Source organism: Thermodiscus maritimus, from assembly GCF_055382595.1.
Genome location: NZ_AP042434.1, coordinates 1,244,151 through 1,263,086, shown reverse-complemented (window position 1 = coordinate 1,263,086; position 18,936 = coordinate 1,244,151). Strand labels below are relative to the sequence as shown.

Annotated in this window: 24 protein-coding genes and 1 tRNA gene; 16 read left to right on the top strand and 9 right to left on the bottom strand. The window is 51.5% G+C overall.

What is annotated here, in order from left to right; genetic code table 11:
* Nucleotides 1-2 precede the first annotated feature (2 nt).
* On the top strand, nucleotides 3-554 hold the full coding sequence (locus ACZ47H_RS07045) for a hypothetical protein (protein WP_464932983.1): 552 nt from the start codon (nucleotides 3-5) through the stop codon (nucleotides 552-554).
* Here ACZ47H_RS07045 and ACZ47H_RS07040 read toward each other — a convergent pair.
* From ACZ47H_RS07040 to eno, 4 genes are read right to left on the bottom strand one after another with little or no spacing between them, the layout of a single operon-like run.
* Entirely contained in the window at nucleotides 487-792 is a 306-nt protein-coding gene (locus ACZ47H_RS07040) for a hypothetical protein (RefSeq protein WP_464932982.1), read from the bottom strand. The genes ACZ47H_RS07045 and ACZ47H_RS07040 overlap by 68 nt on opposite strands.
* A gap of 19 nt (nucleotides 793-811) precedes the next feature.
* The gene (locus ACZ47H_RS07035; RefSeq protein ID WP_464932981.1) at nucleotides 812-1,612 is read right to left on the bottom strand and encodes an HD domain-containing protein; all 801 of its coding nucleotides are present in this window, start codon (nucleotides 1,610-1,612) and stop codon (nucleotides 812-814) included.
* Nucleotide 1,613: 1 nt separating this feature from the next.
* Entirely contained in the window at nucleotides 1,614-1,934 is a 321-nt protein-coding gene (cutA, locus tag ACZ47H_RS07030) for a divalent-cation tolerance protein CutA (protein WP_464932980.1), read from the bottom strand.
* 6 nt (nucleotides 1,935-1,940) lie between these two features.
* Entirely contained in the window at nucleotides 1,941-3,233 is a 1,293-nt protein-coding gene (gene eno, locus ACZ47H_RS07025) for a phosphopyruvate hydratase (protein ID WP_464932979.1), read from the bottom strand.
* A 77-nt stretch (nucleotides 3,234-3,310) separates the two neighbouring features.
* On the opposite strand from eno, the gene ACZ47H_RS07020 reads away from it, so the two are divergent.
* From ACZ47H_RS07020 to ACZ47H_RS07010, 3 genes are read left to right on the top strand one after another with little or no spacing between them, the layout of a single operon-like run.
* Nucleotides 3,311-3,967 carry a potassium channel family protein gene (locus ACZ47H_RS07020; protein ID WP_464932978.1) on the top strand — a complete coding sequence of 219 codons (657 nt, stop codon included), beginning with the start codon at nucleotides 3,311-3,313 and terminating at the stop codon, nucleotides 3,965-3,967.
* 18 nt (nucleotides 3,968-3,985) lie between these two features.
* Complete coding sequence (locus tag ACZ47H_RS07015; RefSeq protein WP_464932977.1) at nucleotides 3,986-4,816, top strand: mechanosensitive ion channel domain-containing protein; 831 nt, start codon at nucleotides 3,986-3,988, stop codon at nucleotides 4,814-4,816.
* 1 nt (nucleotide 4,817) lies between these two features.
* Complete coding sequence (locus ACZ47H_RS07010) at nucleotides 4,818-5,105, top strand: chromatin protein Cren7 (RefSeq protein WP_464932976.1); 288 nt, start codon at nucleotides 4,818-4,820, stop codon at nucleotides 5,103-5,105.
* A 45-nt stretch (nucleotides 5,106-5,150) separates the two neighbouring features.
* Here the strand turns inward: ACZ47H_RS07010 and guaA are convergent, their stop codons facing one another.
* The gene (gene guaA, locus ACZ47H_RS07005) at nucleotides 5,151-6,656 is read right to left on the bottom strand and encodes a glutamine-hydrolyzing GMP synthase (RefSeq protein ID WP_464932975.1); all 1,506 of its coding nucleotides are present in this window, start codon (nucleotides 6,654-6,656) and stop codon (nucleotides 5,151-5,153) included.
* 255 nt (nucleotides 6,657-6,911) lie between these two features.
* Here guaA and ACZ47H_RS07000 point away from each other — a divergent pair, with 255 nt between their 5' ends.
* From ACZ47H_RS07000 to ACZ47H_RS06975, 6 genes are all read left to right on the top strand, one after another.
* Complete coding sequence (locus ACZ47H_RS07000) at nucleotides 6,912-8,390, top strand: leucyl aminopeptidase family protein (protein WP_464932974.1); 1,479 nt, start codon at nucleotides 6,912-6,914, stop codon at nucleotides 8,388-8,390.
* 99 nt (nucleotides 8,391-8,489) lie between these two features.
* Nucleotides 8,490-9,374 (top strand): BtpA/SgcQ family protein, encoded by an 885-nt coding sequence (locus ACZ47H_RS06995; protein WP_464932973.1) that lies wholly within the window; start codon nucleotides 8,490-8,492, stop codon nucleotides 9,372-9,374.
* A gap of 156 nt (nucleotides 9,375-9,530) precedes the next feature.
* Nucleotides 9,531-9,836, top strand: a complete 306-nt coding sequence (locus tag ACZ47H_RS06990; RefSeq protein WP_464932972.1) for a hypothetical protein — start codon at nucleotides 9,531-9,533, stop codon at nucleotides 9,834-9,836.
* A gap of 7 nt (nucleotides 9,837-9,843) precedes the next feature.
* On the top strand, nucleotides 9,844-10,002 hold the full coding sequence (locus ACZ47H_RS06985) for a hypothetical protein (RefSeq protein ID WP_464932971.1): 159 nt from the start codon (nucleotides 9,844-9,846) through the stop codon (nucleotides 10,000-10,002).
* Between the two features lie 241 nt (nucleotides 10,003-10,243).
* Nucleotides 10,244-11,008 (top strand): metallophosphoesterase family protein, encoded by a 765-nt coding sequence (locus ACZ47H_RS06980; RefSeq protein WP_464932970.1) that lies wholly within the window; start codon nucleotides 10,244-10,246, stop codon nucleotides 11,006-11,008.
* Nucleotides 11,009-11,063: 55 nt separating this feature from the next.
* Entirely contained in the window at nucleotides 11,064-11,855 is a 792-nt protein-coding gene (locus ACZ47H_RS06975; RefSeq protein ID WP_464932969.1) for a hypothetical protein, read from the top strand.
* Nucleotides 11,856-11,941: 86 nt separating this feature from the next.
* Here ACZ47H_RS06975 and ACZ47H_RS06970 read toward each other — a convergent pair.
* Nucleotides 11,942-12,016 (bottom strand) — tRNA-Phe (locus ACZ47H_RS06970).
* Nucleotides 12,017-12,096: 80 nt separating this feature from the next.
* Between ACZ47H_RS06970 and ACZ47H_RS06965 the strand changes: the two genes are divergently transcribed.
* Nucleotides 12,097-12,636 carry an archaemetzincin family Zn-dependent metalloprotease gene (locus ACZ47H_RS06965; RefSeq protein WP_464932968.1) on the top strand — a complete coding sequence of 180 codons (540 nt, stop codon included), beginning with the start codon at nucleotides 12,097-12,099 and terminating at the stop codon, nucleotides 12,634-12,636.
* Nucleotides 12,637-12,661: 25 nt separating this feature from the next.
* On the opposite strand, the gene ACZ47H_RS06960 is transcribed toward ACZ47H_RS06965, so the two are convergent.
* Nucleotides 12,662-13,099: an archease gene (locus tag ACZ47H_RS06960; protein ID WP_464932967.1), complete on the bottom strand. Its 438-nt coding sequence runs from the start codon at nucleotides 13,097-13,099 to the stop codon at nucleotides 12,662-12,664.
* 66 nt (nucleotides 13,100-13,165) lie between these two features.
* Between ACZ47H_RS06960 and ACZ47H_RS06955 the strand changes: the two genes are divergently transcribed.
* The 5 genes from ACZ47H_RS06955 to moaC all read left to right on the top strand — a co-directional run bounded on the left by ACZ47H_RS06955 (nucleotide 13,166) and on the right by moaC (nucleotide 16,411).
* On the top strand, nucleotides 13,166-13,840 hold the full coding sequence (locus ACZ47H_RS06955; protein ID WP_464932966.1) for an endonuclease III domain-containing protein: 675 nt from the start codon (nucleotides 13,166-13,168) through the stop codon (nucleotides 13,838-13,840).
* Nucleotides 13,795-14,340, top strand: coding sequence for a hypothetical protein (locus tag ACZ47H_RS06950; RefSeq protein WP_464932965.1), 546 nt, complete (start codon nucleotides 13,795-13,797; stop codon nucleotides 14,338-14,340). The genes ACZ47H_RS06955 and ACZ47H_RS06950 overlap by 46 nt, the downstream gene beginning before the upstream one ends.
* A 103-nt stretch (nucleotides 14,341-14,443) precedes the next feature.
* The gene (locus ACZ47H_RS06945; RefSeq protein WP_464932964.1) at nucleotides 14,444-15,664 is read left to right on the top strand and encodes a Cdc6/Cdc18 family protein; all 1,221 of its coding nucleotides are present in this window, start codon (nucleotides 14,444-14,446) and stop codon (nucleotides 15,662-15,664) included.
* A gap of 3 nt (nucleotides 15,665-15,667) precedes the next feature.
* Nucleotides 15,668-15,940 (top strand): helix-turn-helix domain-containing protein, encoded by a 273-nt coding sequence (locus ACZ47H_RS06940; RefSeq protein ID WP_464932963.1) that lies wholly within the window; start codon nucleotides 15,668-15,670, stop codon nucleotides 15,938-15,940.
* 30 nt (nucleotides 15,941-15,970) lie between these two features.
* Nucleotides 15,971-16,411, top strand: coding sequence for a cyclic pyranopterin monophosphate synthase MoaC (gene moaC, locus ACZ47H_RS06935; RefSeq protein WP_464933970.1), 441 nt, complete (start codon nucleotides 15,971-15,973; stop codon nucleotides 16,409-16,411).
* Here the strand turns inward: moaC and ACZ47H_RS06930 are convergent.
* Nucleotides 16,394-17,848 carry a replication factor C large subunit gene (locus ACZ47H_RS06930; RefSeq protein ID WP_464932962.1) on the bottom strand — a complete coding sequence of 485 codons (1,455 nt, stop codon included), beginning with the start codon at nucleotides 17,846-17,848 and terminating at the stop codon, nucleotides 16,394-16,396. The two genes, moaC and ACZ47H_RS06930, sit on opposite strands and share 18 nt — an antisense overlap.
* A complete protein-coding gene (locus ACZ47H_RS06925; protein WP_464932961.1) occupies nucleotides 17,845-18,828 on the bottom strand; it encodes a replication factor C small subunit in 984 nt (327 codons plus the stop codon). The genes ACZ47H_RS06930 and ACZ47H_RS06925 overlap by 4 nt, the downstream gene beginning before the upstream one ends.
* Nucleotides 18,829-18,936 lie beyond the last annotated feature (108 nt).

The following is an 18,936-nucleotide window of genomic DNA, read 5'->3' as shown; positions in this document are numbered from 1 at the left end:
GTTTGCAAAAAAGGGCGCGGCAAGTCAGGGTTAGGGTGCGCTGGTATAGTTATGAGAAGAGGACTTATGGAGACGTTGAGATAGGGGTTTTAAAAATAACCGATGAGGAGGAGAGGGTTGAGCACGGGAGCCCTATAGAGGTCCTCCTATCCGTTATAGAGGAGCTGAGTAAGACCCGGAAAGGCGACTACTTCGAAGTCCAGGTTGATGCGCCAGGCATAGTTGAGGTGATGGGTGAAAACCCCAAGTATAGGGGTCAGAGGCTCCTCTTCCCTCGCCCCTCAAGGCTCTACAGGGTTGGGATCCTCTCTCGTGACAAGTTATCCTCGCTAATCAAGGATACTGGTGGCGACTATGCCTCCTTCAAGCTCGACGACCTGGAATGGTATGTGGAGAAGGATGAGATCTACGTGTATGAGGGGGTTTTGAATGCAGGAGAGAATGTGGTCGCGGTCTACTTGGATACCAGTATGGGGCCTAGAATGATCATCCCGTCTGGCCGAGATAGGATCCTTCAAGACGTCTTATCTCATCCTCAATCATCTGGCGAATAAGGCTTCCATGAACCCTTACCAGGTGGAGGTAGTACCCCCTCTTAGTGAAGGGGCCTCTCCTGCATATTACGCAGTAGATCGAGTCTTCAGGAGGCCTGAGCTGTATCCCCACATTCTTCGCTGCGGCAACGGCTAGGCGGGGAGCTACTGGTATATCTAGATCTTCTGGCTCGCTCAGCCTGCTCGCTATCTTCGCTACACCCTCAACTAGCTTTACAGGGACCCTGCCAGACCTCATACTGTTACATCTCCGGCCCTCATGGTTTAATGGGCTTGAGATCCCTTCCATCACCGTTTATGAGCTTAGGCCTGATCTCGGTATACTTGGCTAGCAGCGAGTATTCCAGCTTGGGGAGGAGTACCTTCTCTACCTGGAACATGCCCGCCATGTCCTTCATATATACTTCTATGATGAGAGGCCTCTCCCTACCCTTCTTTAACTCAACCCTCACTATGCTCAGTGCTGAGAGAGCGTGGATATCCTCCTTGCCCTTAGAGTAGGGTAGTCTAGCCCTTCCCTCAGCCATGTCTGTTGCGTCAGCCACTTTTACGATGGACGCTTCCATGGTGAGGGCATCGACATTCATTGCAGTGGAGTATATAGCTCCCATGACCTCGCTTCTAATCCTATAGGCTAGACTCCTCTCATCCCTCCCTATAATATCGGGGAGTATCCTGTCAAGTATCCTACCCGCTAGGAGGGCTCCCATGAGCTCGTGGTTGTCCCTGTGAATGGAGTTCCCTATATCGTGTAGGTATGATGCTAGGAGGACTATGAGCTTAGCGTAGTCTTCGCTGGGGACAACCCTCTGCTCGACGCTTGAAGGCTTTATGCCGGCTTCCCTCACTATCTCATATATCTCGAGGCCGGATCCAGATACTATGGTAGCGTGGACGGGGCCGTGGTCATTGTAGAGGAGCCTGCCGACAGCGTTAACGTTGGACATCCTAAGAAGTTCTTGAATCTCCTCGTCACTTGTGAGGATTTCCCAGGCCCTTGACAGGAGCCTGTTGGACTCTACGTGCCTCTTGACGAGGCTCGGCGATACTATGACCATCTTATCCGTTCACCTCTCTTTCAATCCACTCCAAGTAGTCTCTATTACCAGCGGTTATTGGAATAGCTATTATCTCGGGCACCTTGTAGGGGTGCACCTTCTTAACCTCCTCTATAAGCTTGTCTAGAATGTTTCCCCTAGTCTTCACAATTAGCAGCTCCTCTTCATCCTTCTCAACCTTCCCCTCCCACCAGTAGATGCTCTCAATACCTCTAACAATATTGACGCAAGCCGCCAGTCTCTTCTCGACTATGTGACCTGCTATCTTCTCCCCCTCACCACGGGGGGCTGTTATGAATACCACTAGATGCTCGTTAGTCATCCCTTATCACCCTGCCCGGAAGGGCTCGGCTCCCGCATACTGAGATGAGCCCTGGAGCTGGGCTTCGATCTCGAGGAGCCTGTTATACTTTGCAGTCCTCTCTCCCCTGGCTGGAGCCCCCGTCTTAATCAGGCCTGTCGACATTGCTACGGCTAGATCTGCTATGAAGGTATCCTCTGTTTCCCCGCTCCTGTGGCTTATGACCGCTCTAAGCCCCTGGTGTACTGCTTTTCTTATGAAGTCTATGGTCTCTGTGAGGGTCCCTACCTGGTTTACCTTGACGAGCACAGCGTTTGTAGCTTTTACCTCAAGCCCCTTGGCGAGGTACCTGACGTTTGTAGTGTAGAGGTCGTCTCCGACTATAAGGACTCTATCCCCTATCCTTCTTGTGAGCTCGGCGTACTCGTTGAACGCGTCCTCGTTAAACGGATCCTCTATTAGCCTGAGGGGGTACTCGTCGACAAGATTAGTGTAGTATTCTAATAGCCCTGTCGAGTCGAGGCTCTCACCCTCGATCCTATAGTGGCCGGAGCTCTTATCATAGAACTGCGAGGCGGCCGCGTCTATTCCAAGATAGAAGTCCTCCCCGTCAATGTAGCCCGCCTTTCTAATCGCTTCTACTAGGAGGTTTAGCGCTTCCCTCGTCTTCTTAAGGGGTGGGGCGAAGCCGCCCTCGTCTCCAACGTTTATCGATTGGGGGCCATACTTTTCCTTGAGGATCCCCTTGAGGGTAGCATATACCTCTGCAGCCATCCTCATGGCTTCTAGGAAGGAGTCTGCTCCTACAGGGATTATCATGAATTCCTGAATATCTAGATCATTCCCCGCATGAACGCCGCCGTTAATAACGTTTAAGAGGGGGGTTGGTAGGAGCCTAGCCCCCGGGCCACCAAGATACTCGTAGAGTTCCAATCCAGCGGTGCTCGCCGCGCTCCTCGCCACAGCTATGCTGGTCGCCGTGGTAGTGTTGCCTCCCAGCCTAGATTTGTTCGGCGTGCCGTCGAGAGAGATGAGAAGCCCGTCTATATACCCCTGCCTCCTTGAGTCGACGCCTACTAGCCTCGGTTTTATCATAGTCTCTACTATCGTTACAGCTCTCATCACGCCATAGCCCATCCACTTTCTGCCTCCATCCCGGAGTTCTACCGCCTCCCTCTCCCCCCTACTAGCACCGCTAGGGGCGTAGCCATAACCCCAGCCAGCCCCTGTCTTCACAGTGACTTTTATGGTGGGCCTACCTCTAGAGTCGAGGACCTGTAGAGCTCTCACGTCTTTGATCCTAAAGGAGTCATCGTCCACCGCATGACACCCGCTTAAAGAGCAGGAGGTCCCAAGAAATAATTAATTCGCACTAGTCTTTGGAACTGGGGCTCGGTATGAGGATACTGATCATTGGAGCGGGTCGCGTAGGCAGTACATTAGCCCAGCTCCTCAGTGAGGCAGGCCACTCGGTCACTATTATTGACAAGGATGAGCAGAAGATCATGAATATTCAGGCAGACGTGGAGAGCTATATTAGAGATGCCACCGACCCCACAATATACGATGAACTCGACATTAGTATGTACGATGTTGTAGTAGCCGCGACCGATAAGGATGAAGTCAACTTGTTCATAGCAGCTATAGCTAAGCTCAACAATATTGAAAAGGTGTATGTACGGGTTAAGAACCCTAAGACTAGCAAGCTGTTAAGGATCCTAGGCGTCGACGGGGTCATCGTTGTCCCCCAGATAGCAGCTAACATACTCTATACTTTAATCGAGGGAAGGTATAGGGTTGTGAACCTCATTAACACGTTAATAGGAGAGTTTCGTCTCGTATCCGTTACCGTGAGGGAGACGAGTCCTATCCGGGGACTCACGCCGAGAGAGCTCGAGGCGAGGGGAATGTTGCCGAGAGGGGTAAAGATACTGGCGGTCTACCGTGAAGATCAGTTCTATGATCCAAGCGAGGCTCCCCCTCTCGAAGCGGGACAGATTGTTATAGCACTAGTTCACGAGGAGGCTTTGAAAGAGTTCAATGAACTCTTCTAGCGCTGAGGGTGGTATGGGATGGATGCATACGGCTTGGGCGGCTTGTGGTCTATGATCAAGGGCAACGTCATTATACAGAGAAGTATTGAGTCTATTATACTGATTTTAACAGTGGCAATATTACTAGTAATAATAAGAAGATTAATTTTCAGGGTTGGCAGGCTTAGCGGAGCGGACCGGGAAGCCCTTGAAAACACATATAAAATGATTGAAATAAGTATAATTATTATAACAATATTCCTGGTTCTCTTCCTACTCACACAAGAGAATATAATAGTTTTATTCATTCTAGGACTTATACTAGTAATATTCGCCGCCTCCTGGGAGACGATCGCAAACGTAGCCAGCTACTACGCTATACTTCTGACTCAAGCAGTCACGCTTGGAGAGTACGTGTCTCTCGATGACTGCGAAGGAAGAGTAAGGAAGATAACCGTGCTCTATACGGTCATAGACGGTTATAGCAAGGTGTGCACTGTACCCAACAGGATCTTCATGTCAAAGTTGAAGTCGACTGTGAAAGAGCCGATCAATGCCAGGTTCAGGATAAGGATATGGGGCTTCGAAGACGTAGAGGTCGCAGAGGACATAACCGCGAAGCTGAAAGAGAGGATCCATGACATTGCTGGAAGCGTGACAGCAGTACCCGGGGAGGCCCGGATCTACGTGGAGGAGCTCAGCCCCGACGCCTTGACAGCCGTGCTAATCCTGCCTCATCCAGGACATAGGATACAGCCTGAGAAGGTGGGCCTTATAGTGAGAGAGCTAGCCTCAATACTCAAGGAGTACGGATACCCATTCAATATTAGCCTGGAACGGCAGAATGGCGGGATGGCGAGGTGGAAGTAGCGTGGCAAGGAGGAAGAAGGATCCATTCGTTTGCCCAAACTGCGGGACGAGGGTTAGCGAGCCTGTCAAGACGTGGACAATAGTATCACCATTACCAGACAAGTATGGTAGGATAACCGTAACTGTGATGGGGAGCTTCCAATGCCCAAACTGTGGGGCTAGGTGGACAGCTACTATCAAGAAGATAAAGACTGGTGGAGACGAGGAGGCTAAGGCGAAGGGTGAGGAGGAGAAGGAGGAGGGAACCGTTATAGAAATAGACCTCTCCGACCTAGATGAGATCGAGTAGTCCAGGCGGATCGCCGCCACCAATACTCTTCTTCTTATGTAATATCTACTCCCACTCGATTGTAGCGGGAGGCTTACTAGTAACGTCATACACTACTCGGACAACCTCCGGGATCTCCGAGGTTATCCTCCTCATTATCGCCTCAAGAAGATCCCAGTCGGGGCGGAAAGCCTCAGCGGTCATGGCATCATCGCTCACAACCATCCTCACAGCGACCACCATGCCATAAGCCCTCCTATCACCTTTCACTCCCGTAGCTCTCGACCGTGTCACTACAGCGAAGTACTGCCAGAGCCTTCTAGCGTACCCTGCCTTCTCCACCTCCTCCACCACTATCGCGTTGGCTCTCCTAGCGATCTCTACGAGTCTACGGTTAATCGACCCCTCTATTCTAACAGCAAGGGCTGGGCCTGGTACTGGCTGCTTATAGATGAGCTCCTCAGGCAGCCCTAGCATACGGCCTATGAGCCTTACCTCGTCCTTATAGAACATTCTGAGAGGCTCCACGAGTTTTAGCCCGAACTTCTCTGGGAGGCCCGCTACATTATGGTGGCTCTTGATGACGTCAGCTCCCCTCCTGCCCCCAGACTCGATAACGTCTGGATAGATTGTGCCCTGCACCAGGTACTCTGCACCCGTAGATTTAGCTATCTCCTCGAATACTCGAGCGTATACTCTCCCGAAAACCTTCCTCTTCTCCTCAGGGTCCTCGATCCCTTCTAGGGCAGCCAGGAACTCGCTGCTATAATCGACTATCCGCAGTTTTATCCCAAGTTTCCCTAGAGCCCTCTCAACCCTCTCTACCTCACCCTCAGGATGGAGGCCGTGGTCGATTAGAACGGGGATTAGCCTATCCCCTATGGCACGGTATGCTATGACCGTTGCAACAGTCGAGTCGACTCCCCCGCTAACAGCCGCTATAGCAGTAGAGGACCCAACCATCCGCCTCACGTATTCTACTAGCTCATCGATAAGCCTGCCTGGCCTCCACTCCCTCTTCACCCCTATAAGCCGAATCCAGTTGTCGAGGAGCTCCCTGCCGAGCTGAGAGTGCTTAACCTCCGGGTGCCACTGAACCCCGTAAACATTACCAGTCCAGAAGGCGGCGACAGGGCTCCCCTCGCTTGTGGCGGCGACTGTGGCTCCGGGGGGAGGGGATAGGACCGCATCATTATGGCTCATCCACACCTTAACCCTAGCCGGAAACCCTTCGAGTATCCTGTCTCTAACCAGCACTCGAACCGTTGTTGGACCGAACTCTGGTTTTGGAGAAGGACCCACTTCTCCTCCTAGAACCTTTGCTAGGAGCTGGTGGCCGTAGCATATTCCCAGCATGGGCTTCCCTGAAGCCAGTATGCGCTCAACTATCCTATCGTGCTGGGCTTCCCATACGCTAGAGGGTCCACCGCTGAGGACATAGCCCGAATACTCGCCATCCTCCTCGACCTCCTCCGGGTATACTAGCTCGGAGTATACTCCTAGCTCCCTCAGCCTTCTAGCTATCAAGTGAGCGTACTGGCCTCCCAAGTCAACCACGGCGACAGTATCCAATGCGGGCCTCCCGTGTCGCCCTCGTCTATCACCAAGGGTAAAATCCTCGTAGCTAACCGATCCGAGAGGCTTCCACGCTATTGCCTCGGCGAAGAACGCTGGATTAAGAGGCGCGCAAACCCGCCTTCATCGCCGAACCGCGGATTCCGCGGCCTCTGACGGGCACGGGTCCACTCTTACCGATATAATGGAGCACGGATTATATGCATACACTTTAACCCGGAGCCAGAGGATTTAATCAATGGTGAAAACAGAGTGATCTACACCGTCCCGCCTAGCCTCTTCAAGCTCGAAGAAGACCCTCTAAAGGCAGAGAAGCCCAAGGTTCTCATTATACCAGTTAAGCAGAAGGATGAGAAGCCCCTGATAGAAGGTGAGGTTAAGAGGCTTGACGAGGCATCTCAAGGGATCGTTTCAAAGGCTGTAGAAGCCGGGCTCTTCAAGGCCAAGAGGGGGGAGACCTACACATTCCCACTAAGCGGGAAGATAGTGATCCTAGTTGGTATCGGCGAGGGTAGGGAGGCCGAGGACTACAGGAGGGGGCTAGCTAAGGCTGCTAAGCAAGTAGTTGAGAAGTATGAGGAGGTCACTGTAGACCTCGAGGGCCTCGGCTTAGAATATTCGAACGAGTCCCTAATAGGATTCCTTCTAGGAGCCTATACTCTGGACTATTTCAAGAGCGAGAAGAAGGCTAAGCTGAGGACTGTATATTATACTGGAGAAGTAAACCTAGACTATGTCAAGCCTATCGTAGAAGGCGTATACCTGGCCAGGGACATCGCGAATGCACCACCCAACGACCTGTACCCCGAGAGGCTCGCCGAAAAGATAAAGGATCTCTTCTCCAGCCTCCCTAACGTCGACGTTGAAGTTTTCGACTATAATACACTCGTAAAGGAAGGCTTCGGCGGAATCGTAAACGTGGGCAGAGGGAGCAAGTACAAGCCTGTCCTCATCAAGATACACTACAAAGGCGGAGGGAGGAAGATCGCCCTCGTAGGTAAGACCCTAGTATTCGACGCTGGAGGCATACAGGTCAAGCCAGGATACTCGATGACAGACATGTTCGCTGACAAGGCGGGAGGGGCAGCGGTTGCTGGGATAGTGTGGGCAGCCGCCAAGCTCGGCATACAAGTAGACCTCTACGGTCTACTAGCCGCTGCGATAAACACAATCGACGGCGAGTCCTATCTGCCGAGCTACGTTATCAAGATGTGGGATGGAACTAGGGTAGACGTTGGACATACGGATGCGGAGGGGAGACTAGTCATAGCCGACGCGATCGCCTATGCATCCAAGGAGATTGGAGCTGACGTAGTGATAGACCTCGCCACCCTAACAGGGGCAGCGGTAGTAGCGCTTGGCCCCCTCATAGCAGCGCTATTCACCAGGGACAAGCAGTTGGAGGAGGCCTTCCAGCAGGCCTCTAAGGAGACAGGCGAGCTCCTATGGCCCCTTCCAATGGCCGATGTATACAAGCCGCTCCTATCAAAGCACGCAAGGCTCGGGGACATCAATAACGTGAATGGGAGGTGGGGAGGCGCAATATACGGCGCCCTTTTCCTCGAGAAATTCAGCCATGGGAAGAAGTTCGTCCACCTTGACATAGCAGGGCCAGGTATCGGCGGTGGGGAGGCGGCCGCGATTGCTCCTGAGTACTGGCCTGGCAAGCACGCTCCTGGATACGGGGTTAGACTCGTAGTGTCGGTTCTCCAGAGACTATCCAAAATATAATCTAAATTTTTATTATTTTATTATTGCATGATTTTATAGGGAAGACTACACAGATAACCCTGTACACCGCTAGATCAATAAAGTTGGGGGAGAGTGTAGATGAGCTTGTTCGGGACATGCAAGCCCCTAATAGGAGTAGTCCACCTACCCCCTCTTCCAGGATCGCCGGGGTATATGAAGAAGAGCTATCCCTCGGGTATTGGAAGGAAGTGGAGCATCGACGAGATATACGACTATGCCAAGAGCGAGGCGAAAAAGTACGAGGAAGCAGGCTTCGACGCCGTGATAGTCGAGAACTATGGGGACAAACCTTACACAATAAGAGCTAGCAAAGGACAGGTCGCGGCTATGACGGGGATCACTAGGGAGCTCGTAAAGGCCCTGAGTATCCCCGTGGGGGTTAGCCTGTTGAGAAACAGTCCATATGAGGCCGTCTACATCGCAATTGTTGCAGGGGCAAAATTCGTCAGAGTGAACAACCTGTGCGAATACAGAGTCTCTCCAGAAGGGCTCCTAGAGCCGGCCATGAGAGAATTAGCGAGAGCGGTATCAGAGCTTGACTTATACAACGAACTAGACAAGGGAGCATTCGAAGTACTAGCAGATATAGATGTGAAGCATAGCTGGCCTCTAGTTCAAGGCTACGATGTATCCGAGGCTGCACGGGAATGCCTTGACAGGGCGGGAGTACCTGTAGCCGCCCTGGTCGCGACGGGTCCAAGAACCGGAGTACCTCCAAGAAAAGAATACTTGGATTCCCTCAAGTCTACTCTCCAGTCCATGAGGACTCGGCTAATGATTGGGAGCGGTATAACACCTGATAACGTTGCAGAGTATTGGAAGTACAGTGACGGCTTCATTGTTGGCACCTCTGTCAAGCTTGGGGGAGACACGGAGAACGTTGTCTCAATTGATAAGGCGAAGAGGCTTGTAGAGATTATTAACAGATATAGGGAGGTGTGGCCCTGCGCCAAGAAGAGATAGCAGTGAGGTAAGGGATGAAGATGAGAACCCGGTCACTGCGTGAGGCCGTTTCTCGCGCCGATGATGAGTCCTAGTCCATCGGACCAGCCCCGGTAATACAATCCCTACACCTCCTTGAGAGCGTTTGTAGGATATAGAGAGTATAGGGTGGTAGAATTGTCTGTAGATGGGATCACCAGGACAGGAGACCACCTACTCACGCTGGGAGAGGAGGAAGAGGTAGAAGCCTTACTAGACAGCCTAGAACTCGCAGTCTCACTACTAGCAATGTCGGTAGCCGCCCATGATAAGGGCTTGATCGAGGAGGCCGCCGGATTATTCGATGAAGTAATCTACAGGTTGAAGGATCATATGCCAGAGGATGCTGCGAGAGTTATTGGATACCCTCTAGTCAGACGCGCTGGAGCTGGTCGAGTGTCTTGGGGGAGAAGCGGTAATAGAGGCCCTAGCCTATGCTGTTAGAGTACTAATGGAAACCCCTACAGAGGAGCCGGTCAAACTCATAGAAGTGTACAGCGACTGCCTGGGATGGGAGGGTGACCCGCAGAGCCTACCCCCAACAGTCATAGCTGGAGCAATACTAGCTTCATTCACTGCGGCACTCAACAAGACCATCCTATCACTATAATACAACAGGGGAACCGCAAGGAAAACAGCTGGGTTCGGAGAAACCTCATCGTTAAAGAGTCCTATGAGGGGGTACCTTCTCCCCATCCTAGCCGTGTAAGTCTTCTACGGCGCGATGCATGGATGAGGACTTGCTTATTTTCCAAGCCTAGAAATTAGTGAATTCGAGGCGTAACATAGGTTTGTATCCTCGATTTATTGAGCCCCAGTCAATAAAGTGTTAGTGGGGCCGGTGAGGATCGATGGGCAGGCTGACGAGGATGGAGAACCATTGTAGCACCGAGGCCCCTATACTTGCCTCCAGCGACATACACAGCCCCGTGTACCTCCCGCTCTTCCAGAGATCACTTGGCGAGGCCGAGAAGAGTGCATGTTTATTCATACTAGCCGGGGACATTGTTGATAAAGGGGTTGTCGCGGCGGCCGAGCCCGTATTCCGCGCTATCAAGGAGAAGACAAATGCAAAGATAGTTGCTGTATTCGGTAATGAAGAATACTTTGACAGAGAGGAGGAGTTCAAAAAACGCTACCCGGACATAGTATGGCTTAATGACGAGTACACTGTTGTCGACTTGGATAAGGAGAGCCTTGCAATCATAGGCACGCGGGGCGCTCTCCAAAGACCTACCAGGTGGCAGCAGAGGCACATGCCATGGCTGAGCGAAGTATATAGAAAGAGGCCTGAGATGTTGAGAAACCTTATCCGGGAGGCAAGGCGGGAGGCGGGGTATGTAATCGTGGTTTCCCACTATGCTCTCTCCCATCACACGATCATTGGTGAGGACAGACGCTTCTGGCCCGAAATATACTCTCCCGAGATGGAGAAGGTGATTCTCGAGGAAAAACCAGATATAGCAATACATGGCCACGCCCACAAGGGCAGGCCCTTTGCCAATGTCGGAGGTATCAGGATCTATAATGTAGCACTCCCCTTAAACAAACGTGTAGTGCCTGTCTACCTGGGACCACGCAGGCACACTCTTCTAGACTGGATCGCGGACAGGTAGATGTAGACGCTGAGTATCAATTAAAAACGCTGAAAACTCTCTATCATCCAACCGGGTGGGGTGGAGGATTACGCCAGGTAAAAGGTCGCTAATAATAACGAGGCTTGCAATCTCAACACTGGCAGGATGGCTGGTATTCTCCGCATTATACCTCTCGGATATACTATTAGGTATCCATACGAGTACGACGTTTAAAATCACCTCTTCCCTACTGGTCGCAACATTTACAGCCCTATTCTCCGACTTCATAGCAATAGCTCTTGCTAGACGCTTGCTGAGCATGGTCTCTGATGAGATTGAAGAAGAGACTGAACCCGAGAGCCCACTGGGTGGCGAGAGGCTCGAGAATAAGTTTTTGCTCAAGTCATTCATCAAGATGCTAATCGAGCCGGCTCTGCCAGATATAGCTGACGTGAAGATCGTTATTGACGGAGACCTAGAGATACTAGATGATGAGGAGCTAGACGACCTCCTCCCCTCATCTGTTGATGGATGGGGTTACGTTACAGCTATATATTACTCGAATGGCAACCTGATCGTGCTACTCGACTCACAGGTTGCCAGTATCCTCATGGAGACCATAGAGAGGGGTAATGGCGACAAGGCTGTCGTGGCGAGAAACGAAGAACTAGTATACATGTACGATATAATAAAGAGGGCTTATCTGACCAGGTATCCGGAGTCAAACGATCTAATCGCCGCCTATGTAGCCTACAAGACAATACAGCGCCTAATAGAAGAGGGCCTTATCGAGGTGCCTAGGGAGCTCCTCGAGAACATGCCATATGAGCCAGAAGACGTGAGGAGGAAAATACTAGACCAGATTCGGGAAGAAAATACCCGATAATCCATCTAAAAGGATAGTCCTATTCGATCCTACCAGTAGCTCCTAATGCCCAAGATAAGCGTGAGAAGGATCCCGTCCACGATGTATGGTGCCGCCGCGGGGATTCGAACCCCGGACCACCCGGTCTTCAGCCGGGCGCTCTCCCGCTGAGCTACGGCGGCTCCGCGGCGGCCACTAATCACGGATTCTGGACCGGTAAGATAAATCCCTTTTCCAACCAGTTATATGTGTATGGGGTAGAATGGTGATTAAAGTAATATTACAGAGCATAAATAACCCTTTATTAGATTATTTAAGCAGGATCTTGGATGACCTAAATTCAAAGATGCCGATACCAAGCAAGTTCATAATATCAACATCAACCCTAACGATACCCCTAACCGTTTTCGATTTTTCCAGGAGACAGTATGTAGCTGAGGATGTAAACATGTTCCTCTACAACTATTATAAGGGCATTCTTGAGAAGTCAAGGAGCCTCTACGTAGTGGGGATAGTTGAGGGAGACGGTTACAGTGACGGATTAAACTACGTCTTTGGCCTCGCAACACCGGATCTACGGGTTGCATCGGTGTATACAGCACGGATCAGGGTCGGGGGCGAGGAGCTTTTTCTTTCAAGGCTTAGAAAGCTTATACTGCACGAGCTAGGGCACCTCTTGGGGCTCGGCCACTGCGAGAATGAATGTGTGATGAGGTTTAGCAACTCCCTAGCAGAGCTAGACAAGAAACCAGATGAATACTGCAGCCAGTGCAAGGCTAGGTTGTCCAGCCTGTATGGGTAAGCTCCTCTTGGGGTTTCCAAACGGGTTATATGTCGACTACAAACTGGATCCTCCAGCACTCGCCGATATTCTCAATTGACATCTGAGAGTATGTCATTGCCTTTACTATCGTGCGTTCCTCGTGCACCTCTGGAGAGAACTCTTCTCCCCAAACACTAGCTACAAGCTTATAACCGTCTCCCTCCTTGTCGATCCTGCACACCCTAAAGATGGAGAACACCAGCCCCTCCGCATCTGTCCAAACCAGCAGCTCTTCGATCCACCTATACAGGAGGTTTTCCAGATCACTACCCTCAACTTCTAGATCCACTCTAACACGAGGCCTTACCTTACTGGTATCAGTCATGATCTCATACACTCCTAGACCCGCGTACTCGAAAGCCTCCTCGAGCGTTCGACCTCTCGCCTCTACCAGTACGTCCGCAGTGTGGTCTAGGTGGTCGAAGCCCGGGCATCCACTCATCTCCTCACACCAGTAGTCTGATAAAACGCGGCAGAGGATAATAGCGTCCAAGGGGTGTGCCTTTAAGTGATCAAAGCCTCCGGAGAAGAAGTCTTCAAACTGTTGGAGGAGAATCTAAGATACACTGAGGACGAGTTCGTAGTACTTATTGCGAGGAGATTCTCGAAGGATCCCTTCCTACTTCTAGTATCCATTATATTGAGCCAGAATACCTCTGACAAGAATTCTATACGGGCGCTAGAGAACTATGTTGAGACCATAGGCACGAGTTGCGAGGACGCTCGCAGAGCATCATTGGACACTATCGAGGAAGCTATACGGCCTGCGGGACTCCATAAGCAGAAGGCTCTAACTATCAAGAAGCTAGCCGAGGAATTCTGTGAAAAATGGCCTAGCCTCTCCAGGAGTGGTGGCTGGAGAGCGATAAGGGAATGGCTCCTATCAATACCTGGTATAGGAAGCAAGACTGCAGACGTCTTCCTACAACTGGTATTTAATGCTCCAGTTTTTGCAGTTGATACGCATGCGGCGAGGATAGCGAAGCGGTGGGGGTTGGTTGGCGATAAGGCATCCTATAAGGAGGTCTCTAAAGCTCTATTAGACTTCTTCGGCCCGGATCTCGCTGGAGAAGCCCATAGACTGCTAATAGTACTGGGTCGCAGGTATTGTAGAGCCCGGAATCCAAGGTGTAGCGAATGCCCCCTGAGAGAGATCTGCCCGTATGCCCAGCGGCAGTCATAGTTGCTAAGCCGAAGAGGACTCGCTGGTGTCTAGAGGAGGCATGGGACCTCGCTACAGTACTTGGTTTAAGGGTTTTTGAGAGCGGGAATACTGGTGTCTTCCTACTGTGGGGTGACAGTCCTCATCTCTCTAGAGAGGGATTCCTCGACTCTCTTCGAAGATATAAGTTCTCCTTTGCATCCAGAGTCGTCCTATCAAGAGCTTGCATCAGGCTGGCGGGGGAAGATAGGGATAGAATAGTCAAGGAAGCTTACAGCGTCATTAAGAAGGCTCTCAGTAGGACTGCTGGAGGTGTTCGCTTGATCATCGCTCTCAGAGGGAAGAGTAAGGGATACTTGGACGAGTACGCAATAAGTGATTTTATCCGTGCAAGCGGGCTAAGGGTGGATAGGAGGGGTCCCTACATCCTGGATCTCGAGGGGTTTGACAACAACATAATAGTATCATGGGGAAGGCCGAGATCCTGTGGCTACCAGTGCCTTCTCGTGGGAGTTGACTAGGCTTGAATTACAAACATTAATATGGTATTCCCCGGATTACTTCCGATCCGGACAGTAACAATGTATTATAGCTGATCGGAAGTGAATAGAAGTGGAGAGCAAATTGAGGACCACAATATTCCGCGACAGACAGAAGCTCTCGGAATACTATATCCCAAGCGAGCTGAGAGTTAGAAGAAGAGAGGCAGACCTCTTAGCAGGTAAGATCCTCGTCCGATTCTCCGAGGGCAGGGCTGGAGACGTTATAGCTATCTTCGGATCTCCGGGAAGGAGCGGGATCGGGAAAACAACCCTAACAAAGTACGTGGGGCGCAAGCTCGGTGAACTCGCTCCGAGCAGGGGGATCAATTACAAGTTCATATACATAAACGTCTACGCGGCTCCATCTCTGCACGAGATCCTAACTGTAATAGCATCCCAGATCAGCCCCAAGATCAATATAAGGGGATCCTCCAGCCTAGAAGCTCTAAAGACCCTAGTCGACTACATATATGAGAAAAACCTCTTCATACTCGTAGCCATCGACGAGTTCCAGAACCTGGTTAAATCCCCAAGAGTCGATGATGCATACCTATACTCTCTGCTGAGGATCTACGAGCAAGTGCCACCCCCAGACGGGGTTCCCAGGATCAGCTACATCCTTGTGGCCTCCGATTATCTTATACTAAGCGAGCTCAGGTCGAAGATGCCCCAGATAGAGTCGCAGATAAGCTTCCGGCTACACCTCCAGCCCTACACCGTCGAGGAACTCTACAATATACTAGAGCAGAGGGCCCTGGAGGCTCTCTACGAGAACACCTGGACCCCAGAGATACTCTACATGATCGCAGAGCACTATGGTATAGACGGTAACGGGTTGCAGGATGGAAACGCTAGGAGGGCGCTGAACGCCCTAAACACCGCTGCCGAACAAGCTGAGTTTGAGGGAGCTAATAGGATAACAGCGGAATACGTGAGAAGAGCCCTATCAGTCGACTCAATGGCCAACGTCAGCTACCAGGATCTTGAAGGCCTAAGCACGCACGAGCTCCTAGTCCTATACGCTATAGCAAAGTATACGCTCGAAGAGGGAGAATGGATGACCACAGGCCAGCTAAGGAAGATATACAGTGAGATAGCCGAGTATTATGGAGAAACGCCACGGGGCCACACACAGTTCAACATGTACATTAACAACTTGAAAAGCATACAGTTGATCGACGTAAACCCCTCCGGCAAGGGTATGAGGGGGAGAACCTCGATCATAAGGCTAAGGTCTGATATTCCTGCGAAGCCCCTGATCGAAGTTATAGAGAGCATACTCCGGAGGAGGCTTGGTGGCTAGACAATGGATATAGAGGTTTTATTCGAGAGCAAGGGAAGGTTCCGAGTTCTACGTTTCCTACTGAAAGAGGGGCAGGCGAACATCTCTAGGATAGTGAGGGAGACCAGGCTCCCCCACAGGCTCGTTAAGAGGCACCTAGAGGAGCTGGTCGAGAAAGGTCTTGTGATAGAGAAGCGCTATGGCAGGCTCAAGCTATACGAGGTTAATCTCACCGACCCAAGGATCAGTGCCACCAAGAGGCTAATTGAGGAGTTGGAGAGGCTCTGGAGCGAGTAGGAGGAGGGTGCTGGCGGGTTGAAGGGTGGAATGGTGGACATATCTAGGAAGCCGATAGTCTCCCGCGAGGCTGTAGCTGAGGGGGTCATTAAGTTGAGACCTGAGACTGTAAGGCTAATACGGGAGAAGAGGGTGGAGAAGGGTGACGTGGAGGAGGCGGCCAAGATCGCCGCCATACTCGCCGTCAAGAATACCCCGAGCATACTACCCTACTGCCACCCCATCCCCATAACAAGCGTCAAGGTTGACTTCGACTATGGAGATGACACTGTCAGGGTGAGGGTTGAGGTTAAGGCCGACTACAAGACTGGCGTGGAGATGGAGGCCCTAACAGGGGTATCCGCGGCCCTCCTCACCATATGGGATATGGTTAAGAAGTACGAGAAGGATGAGGAGGGACAGTATCCAATTACCAGGATCACGGATGTAAGGGTTGTGAAGAAAACGAAAGGGTTAGAAGAACGAGTCTAGGGTTGTAGACGGCGGCTTCTTACCCTTCCTCCTGGCCTTCTTCTCTCCTTCCTCTTCTCCCCGTGGGGCCGAGCCAGCACTCTCAGCCTGCTTAGCCTCTGCCCGGGAGGGCGTTTTTTGCTCGCGGCTCCTAGCCTTCTTTATCCTCTCCACCGCCTCCAGGATCACCCTGGCCCTGCTACCGGCTAGGAACTCCACCTCCTTCCTGTCCAGGTTATAGCCGAGTGCGAGCCTAGCAGCTGGAACCGGGTCGTCCGCTTCCCTGAATATGATGAAGAGGTAGGGAAGTATCTCTGCCTTAACGAGTCTCTTCGACGCTAGTGTTCTTCTCGCGATCTTCTCGGCCAGCCTCTCCCTTGTCTCCCTAACCTCCTTTAGCCTAGCCAGCAGCTTGATCCTCTCCGGGTACGCATACCTTGCCTTGCTGATCGGCTTGTTCTTTCTAGCTAAGGCTACGCCGGGCCCTGCTAGGATGAATACATATGGAAGGAGGGACCAGTTTCCACTGAACTTTGCCCTACTCAGCATCAAAGTCGCCCGTGCCAGTGCATCATATGCCCGGAAAGCGTCCTCGGGATCCTCGTATTTCCTGGGGATGTTGTCGTTCAGCCATGCTATGACCGTCTCATAGTCCTCCTGGCTGTTGTTTATAGCGTTCCTAGCCTTCCAGGCTTTATCGGCATAGAAGATCTGGTTGAGTGTCACGAAGATCTCATTCTTCTTCTCACGCCCCCGGACGAGCATCTTGACCAGCGTTAGAGTAACCCGGCCATACCCCTCCGCCACCGCCTGTAGATCGTTTATCGCAGCCCTCACATCGCCCCTCTCGACCTCTGCAATATACCTGAGAGCCTCTCTCTCACACTCCAGTCCTTCAAGATCGCAGATTCTCTGCAGTATAGCTACAACCTGGTTGATGGTTAGAGCTTTGAATGGGATCAGCTCTGCCACCTGGTGTAGGGGTCTCAACTGCTGCTTCCATGGATCGTTAGCGGTCATTATAATCGGGTTCCTTGTCTCGGGTATGATCTCTAGGAGGGCTCTTAGGCCGCCCGAGTCCTCTCGTGGGGCAATACCGTCTATCTCATCCAAGAGTATGATGATGCCATTACCATAAAGGGGCATTTTGTTAGCGGCCACGCCCACAGTCCTCTTTATAGCCTCATAACTCCTGTAGTCGCTAGCGTTCAGCTCCAGCAGCTCGAATTTATACTCGTTGGCGATCGCCTCCACCAGGCTAGTCTTACCCACACCCGGAGGCCCGTATAGGAGGGCTGCTCTCTTAGAAGGAGGCCGCCCCTCAGCCCACTGTTTGATCCAGGGGATAAGCTTCTTCTTAGCATCCTCCTGGTTGAATACCTCGTCTACTCGCTTCGGCCTATACTTTATCACCCAGGGAATGTTGGGCTTGAGCCTTCTCCTGGCGAGTGCTGTCACGACTCCACACCGAGCCTTTCGCCTAGCATTGAGAGCCAGGCTAGGAGCGCGCTGAGCTGTATGTCGTCGTCACTACCCTCTACTAGACGGAAGTGTACCTCTCCTATATAGTCTGCTATTAGGACCCTAGCCTCCTCTGGTATGTTTATCTCATTGCTCATTATCTCTCTATGAATCTGCTTGATTAGGTCGGCTCCGCTCAGCCCATACTCTATCATAAGCTTCCTCATAAGATTCCGTGCGGCAGCGAAGTCTCCTTTGAGGGCGATCTTGATCATCTCTCTAACCTCTTTGGGCTTAGCTAAGCCTACAACCTTGAAGACCGCCTCTACCGTTACCTTCCCGAGGGCGGCTGAAGCCTGGAGGATGTTTATAGCCTTCCTCATGTCTCCCTCGCTGATCTCGTATATAGTCTCCAAAGCCTCTTCATCATAGTCTACACCCTCGTTCTCCGCAATGTATCTCAGCCTGTTCACGACGTCCTCCTTCTTCAATGGCTGGAACCTGAAGAAGGCACACCGGGACTGTATAGGGTCTATAATCTTCGACGGATAGTTGGCTATCAGTATGAATCGGGTGTTCGCACTGTATAGCTCCATTAGTCTGCGTAGAGCCTGCTGCGCGTCGGCTGTCATATTGTCGGCCTCGTCTAATAGGACTATTTTGAAGGGTATCTCGGGGGGAGTCCTGCTTCTAGCGAACTCTTTCACCTTCTCCCTTATCACGTTTATACCTCTCTCGTCGGATGCGTTGAGCTCGAGCATGTACTGCCTGTAATTCTCGCCGTAAAGGTCGTGGGCCAGAGCGTGGGCCGCCGTAGTTTTACCGGTCCCTGCAGGGCCTGCAAAGAGTAGGTGGGGCATGTTCTTCATCTCAACGAACTTCTTTAGCCTAGATACCACCTCTTCCTGGTTTATTATCTCATCAAGCGTCTTAGGCCTATACTTCTCCACCCATAGGAGCTCGTAGATCGAACTCAATAATCAAACACCCCTCTCTAGTCTCCCATAGGATAATACTCCCTCAAAGCCCTTAAAAGCCCGGGTAACCGTTATTCACCCTATATCTACTCTAGGTATTACAACATA

Bases quoted from the DNA above. Each gene is read 5' to 3' on its own strand.
- ACZ47H_RS06950 (WP_464932965.1), top strand. From the start codon at position 13,795: ATGCCCCCTGAGAGAGATCTGCCCGTATGCCCAGCGGCAGTCATAGTT.
- ACZ47H_RS07035 (WP_464932981.1), bottom strand. From the start codon at position 1,612: ATGGTCATAGTATCGCCGAGCCTCGTCAAGAGGCACGTAGAGTCCAAC.
- ACZ47H_RS06985 (WP_464932971.1), top strand. From the start codon at position 9,844: ATGGAAACCCCTACAGAGGAGCCGGTCAAACTCATAGAAGTGTACAGC.
- ACZ47H_RS06940 (WP_464932963.1), top strand. From the start codon at position 15,668: ATGGATATAGAGGTTTTATTCGAGAGCAAGGGAAGGTTCCGAGTTCTA.
- moaC (WP_464933970.1), top strand. From the start codon at position 15,971: ATGGTGGACATATCTAGGAAGCCGATAGTCTCCCGCGAGGCTGTAGCT.
- cutA (WP_464932980.1), bottom strand. From the start codon at position 1,934: ATGACTAACGAGCATCTAGTGGTATTCATAACAGCCCCCCGTGGTGAG.
- ACZ47H_RS06980 (WP_464932970.1), top strand. From the start codon at position 10,244: ATGGGCAGGCTGACGAGGATGGAGAACCATTGTAGCACCGAGGCCCCT.
- ACZ47H_RS07015 (WP_464932977.1), top strand. From the start codon at position 3,986: ATGGATGCATACGGCTTGGGCGGCTTGTGGTCTATGATCAAGGGCAAC.
- ACZ47H_RS07020 (WP_464932978.1), top strand. From the start codon at position 3,311: ATGAGGATACTGATCATTGGAGCGGGTCGCGTAGGCAGTACATTAGCC.
- ACZ47H_RS06965 (WP_464932968.1), top strand. From the start codon at position 12,097: ATGGTGATTAAAGTAATATTACAGAGCATAAATAACCCTTTATTAGAT.
- ACZ47H_RS06995 (WP_464932973.1), top strand. From the start codon at position 8,490: ATGAGCTTGTTCGGGACATGCAAGCCCCTAATAGGAGTAGTCCACCTA.
- ACZ47H_RS06960 (WP_464932967.1), bottom strand. From the start codon at position 13,099: ATGAGTGGATGCCCGGGCTTCGACCACCTAGACCACACTGCGGACGTA.
- ACZ47H_RS07040 (WP_464932982.1), bottom strand. From the start codon at position 792: ATGAGGTCTGGCAGGGTCCCTGTAAAGCTAGTTGAGGGTGTAGCGAAG.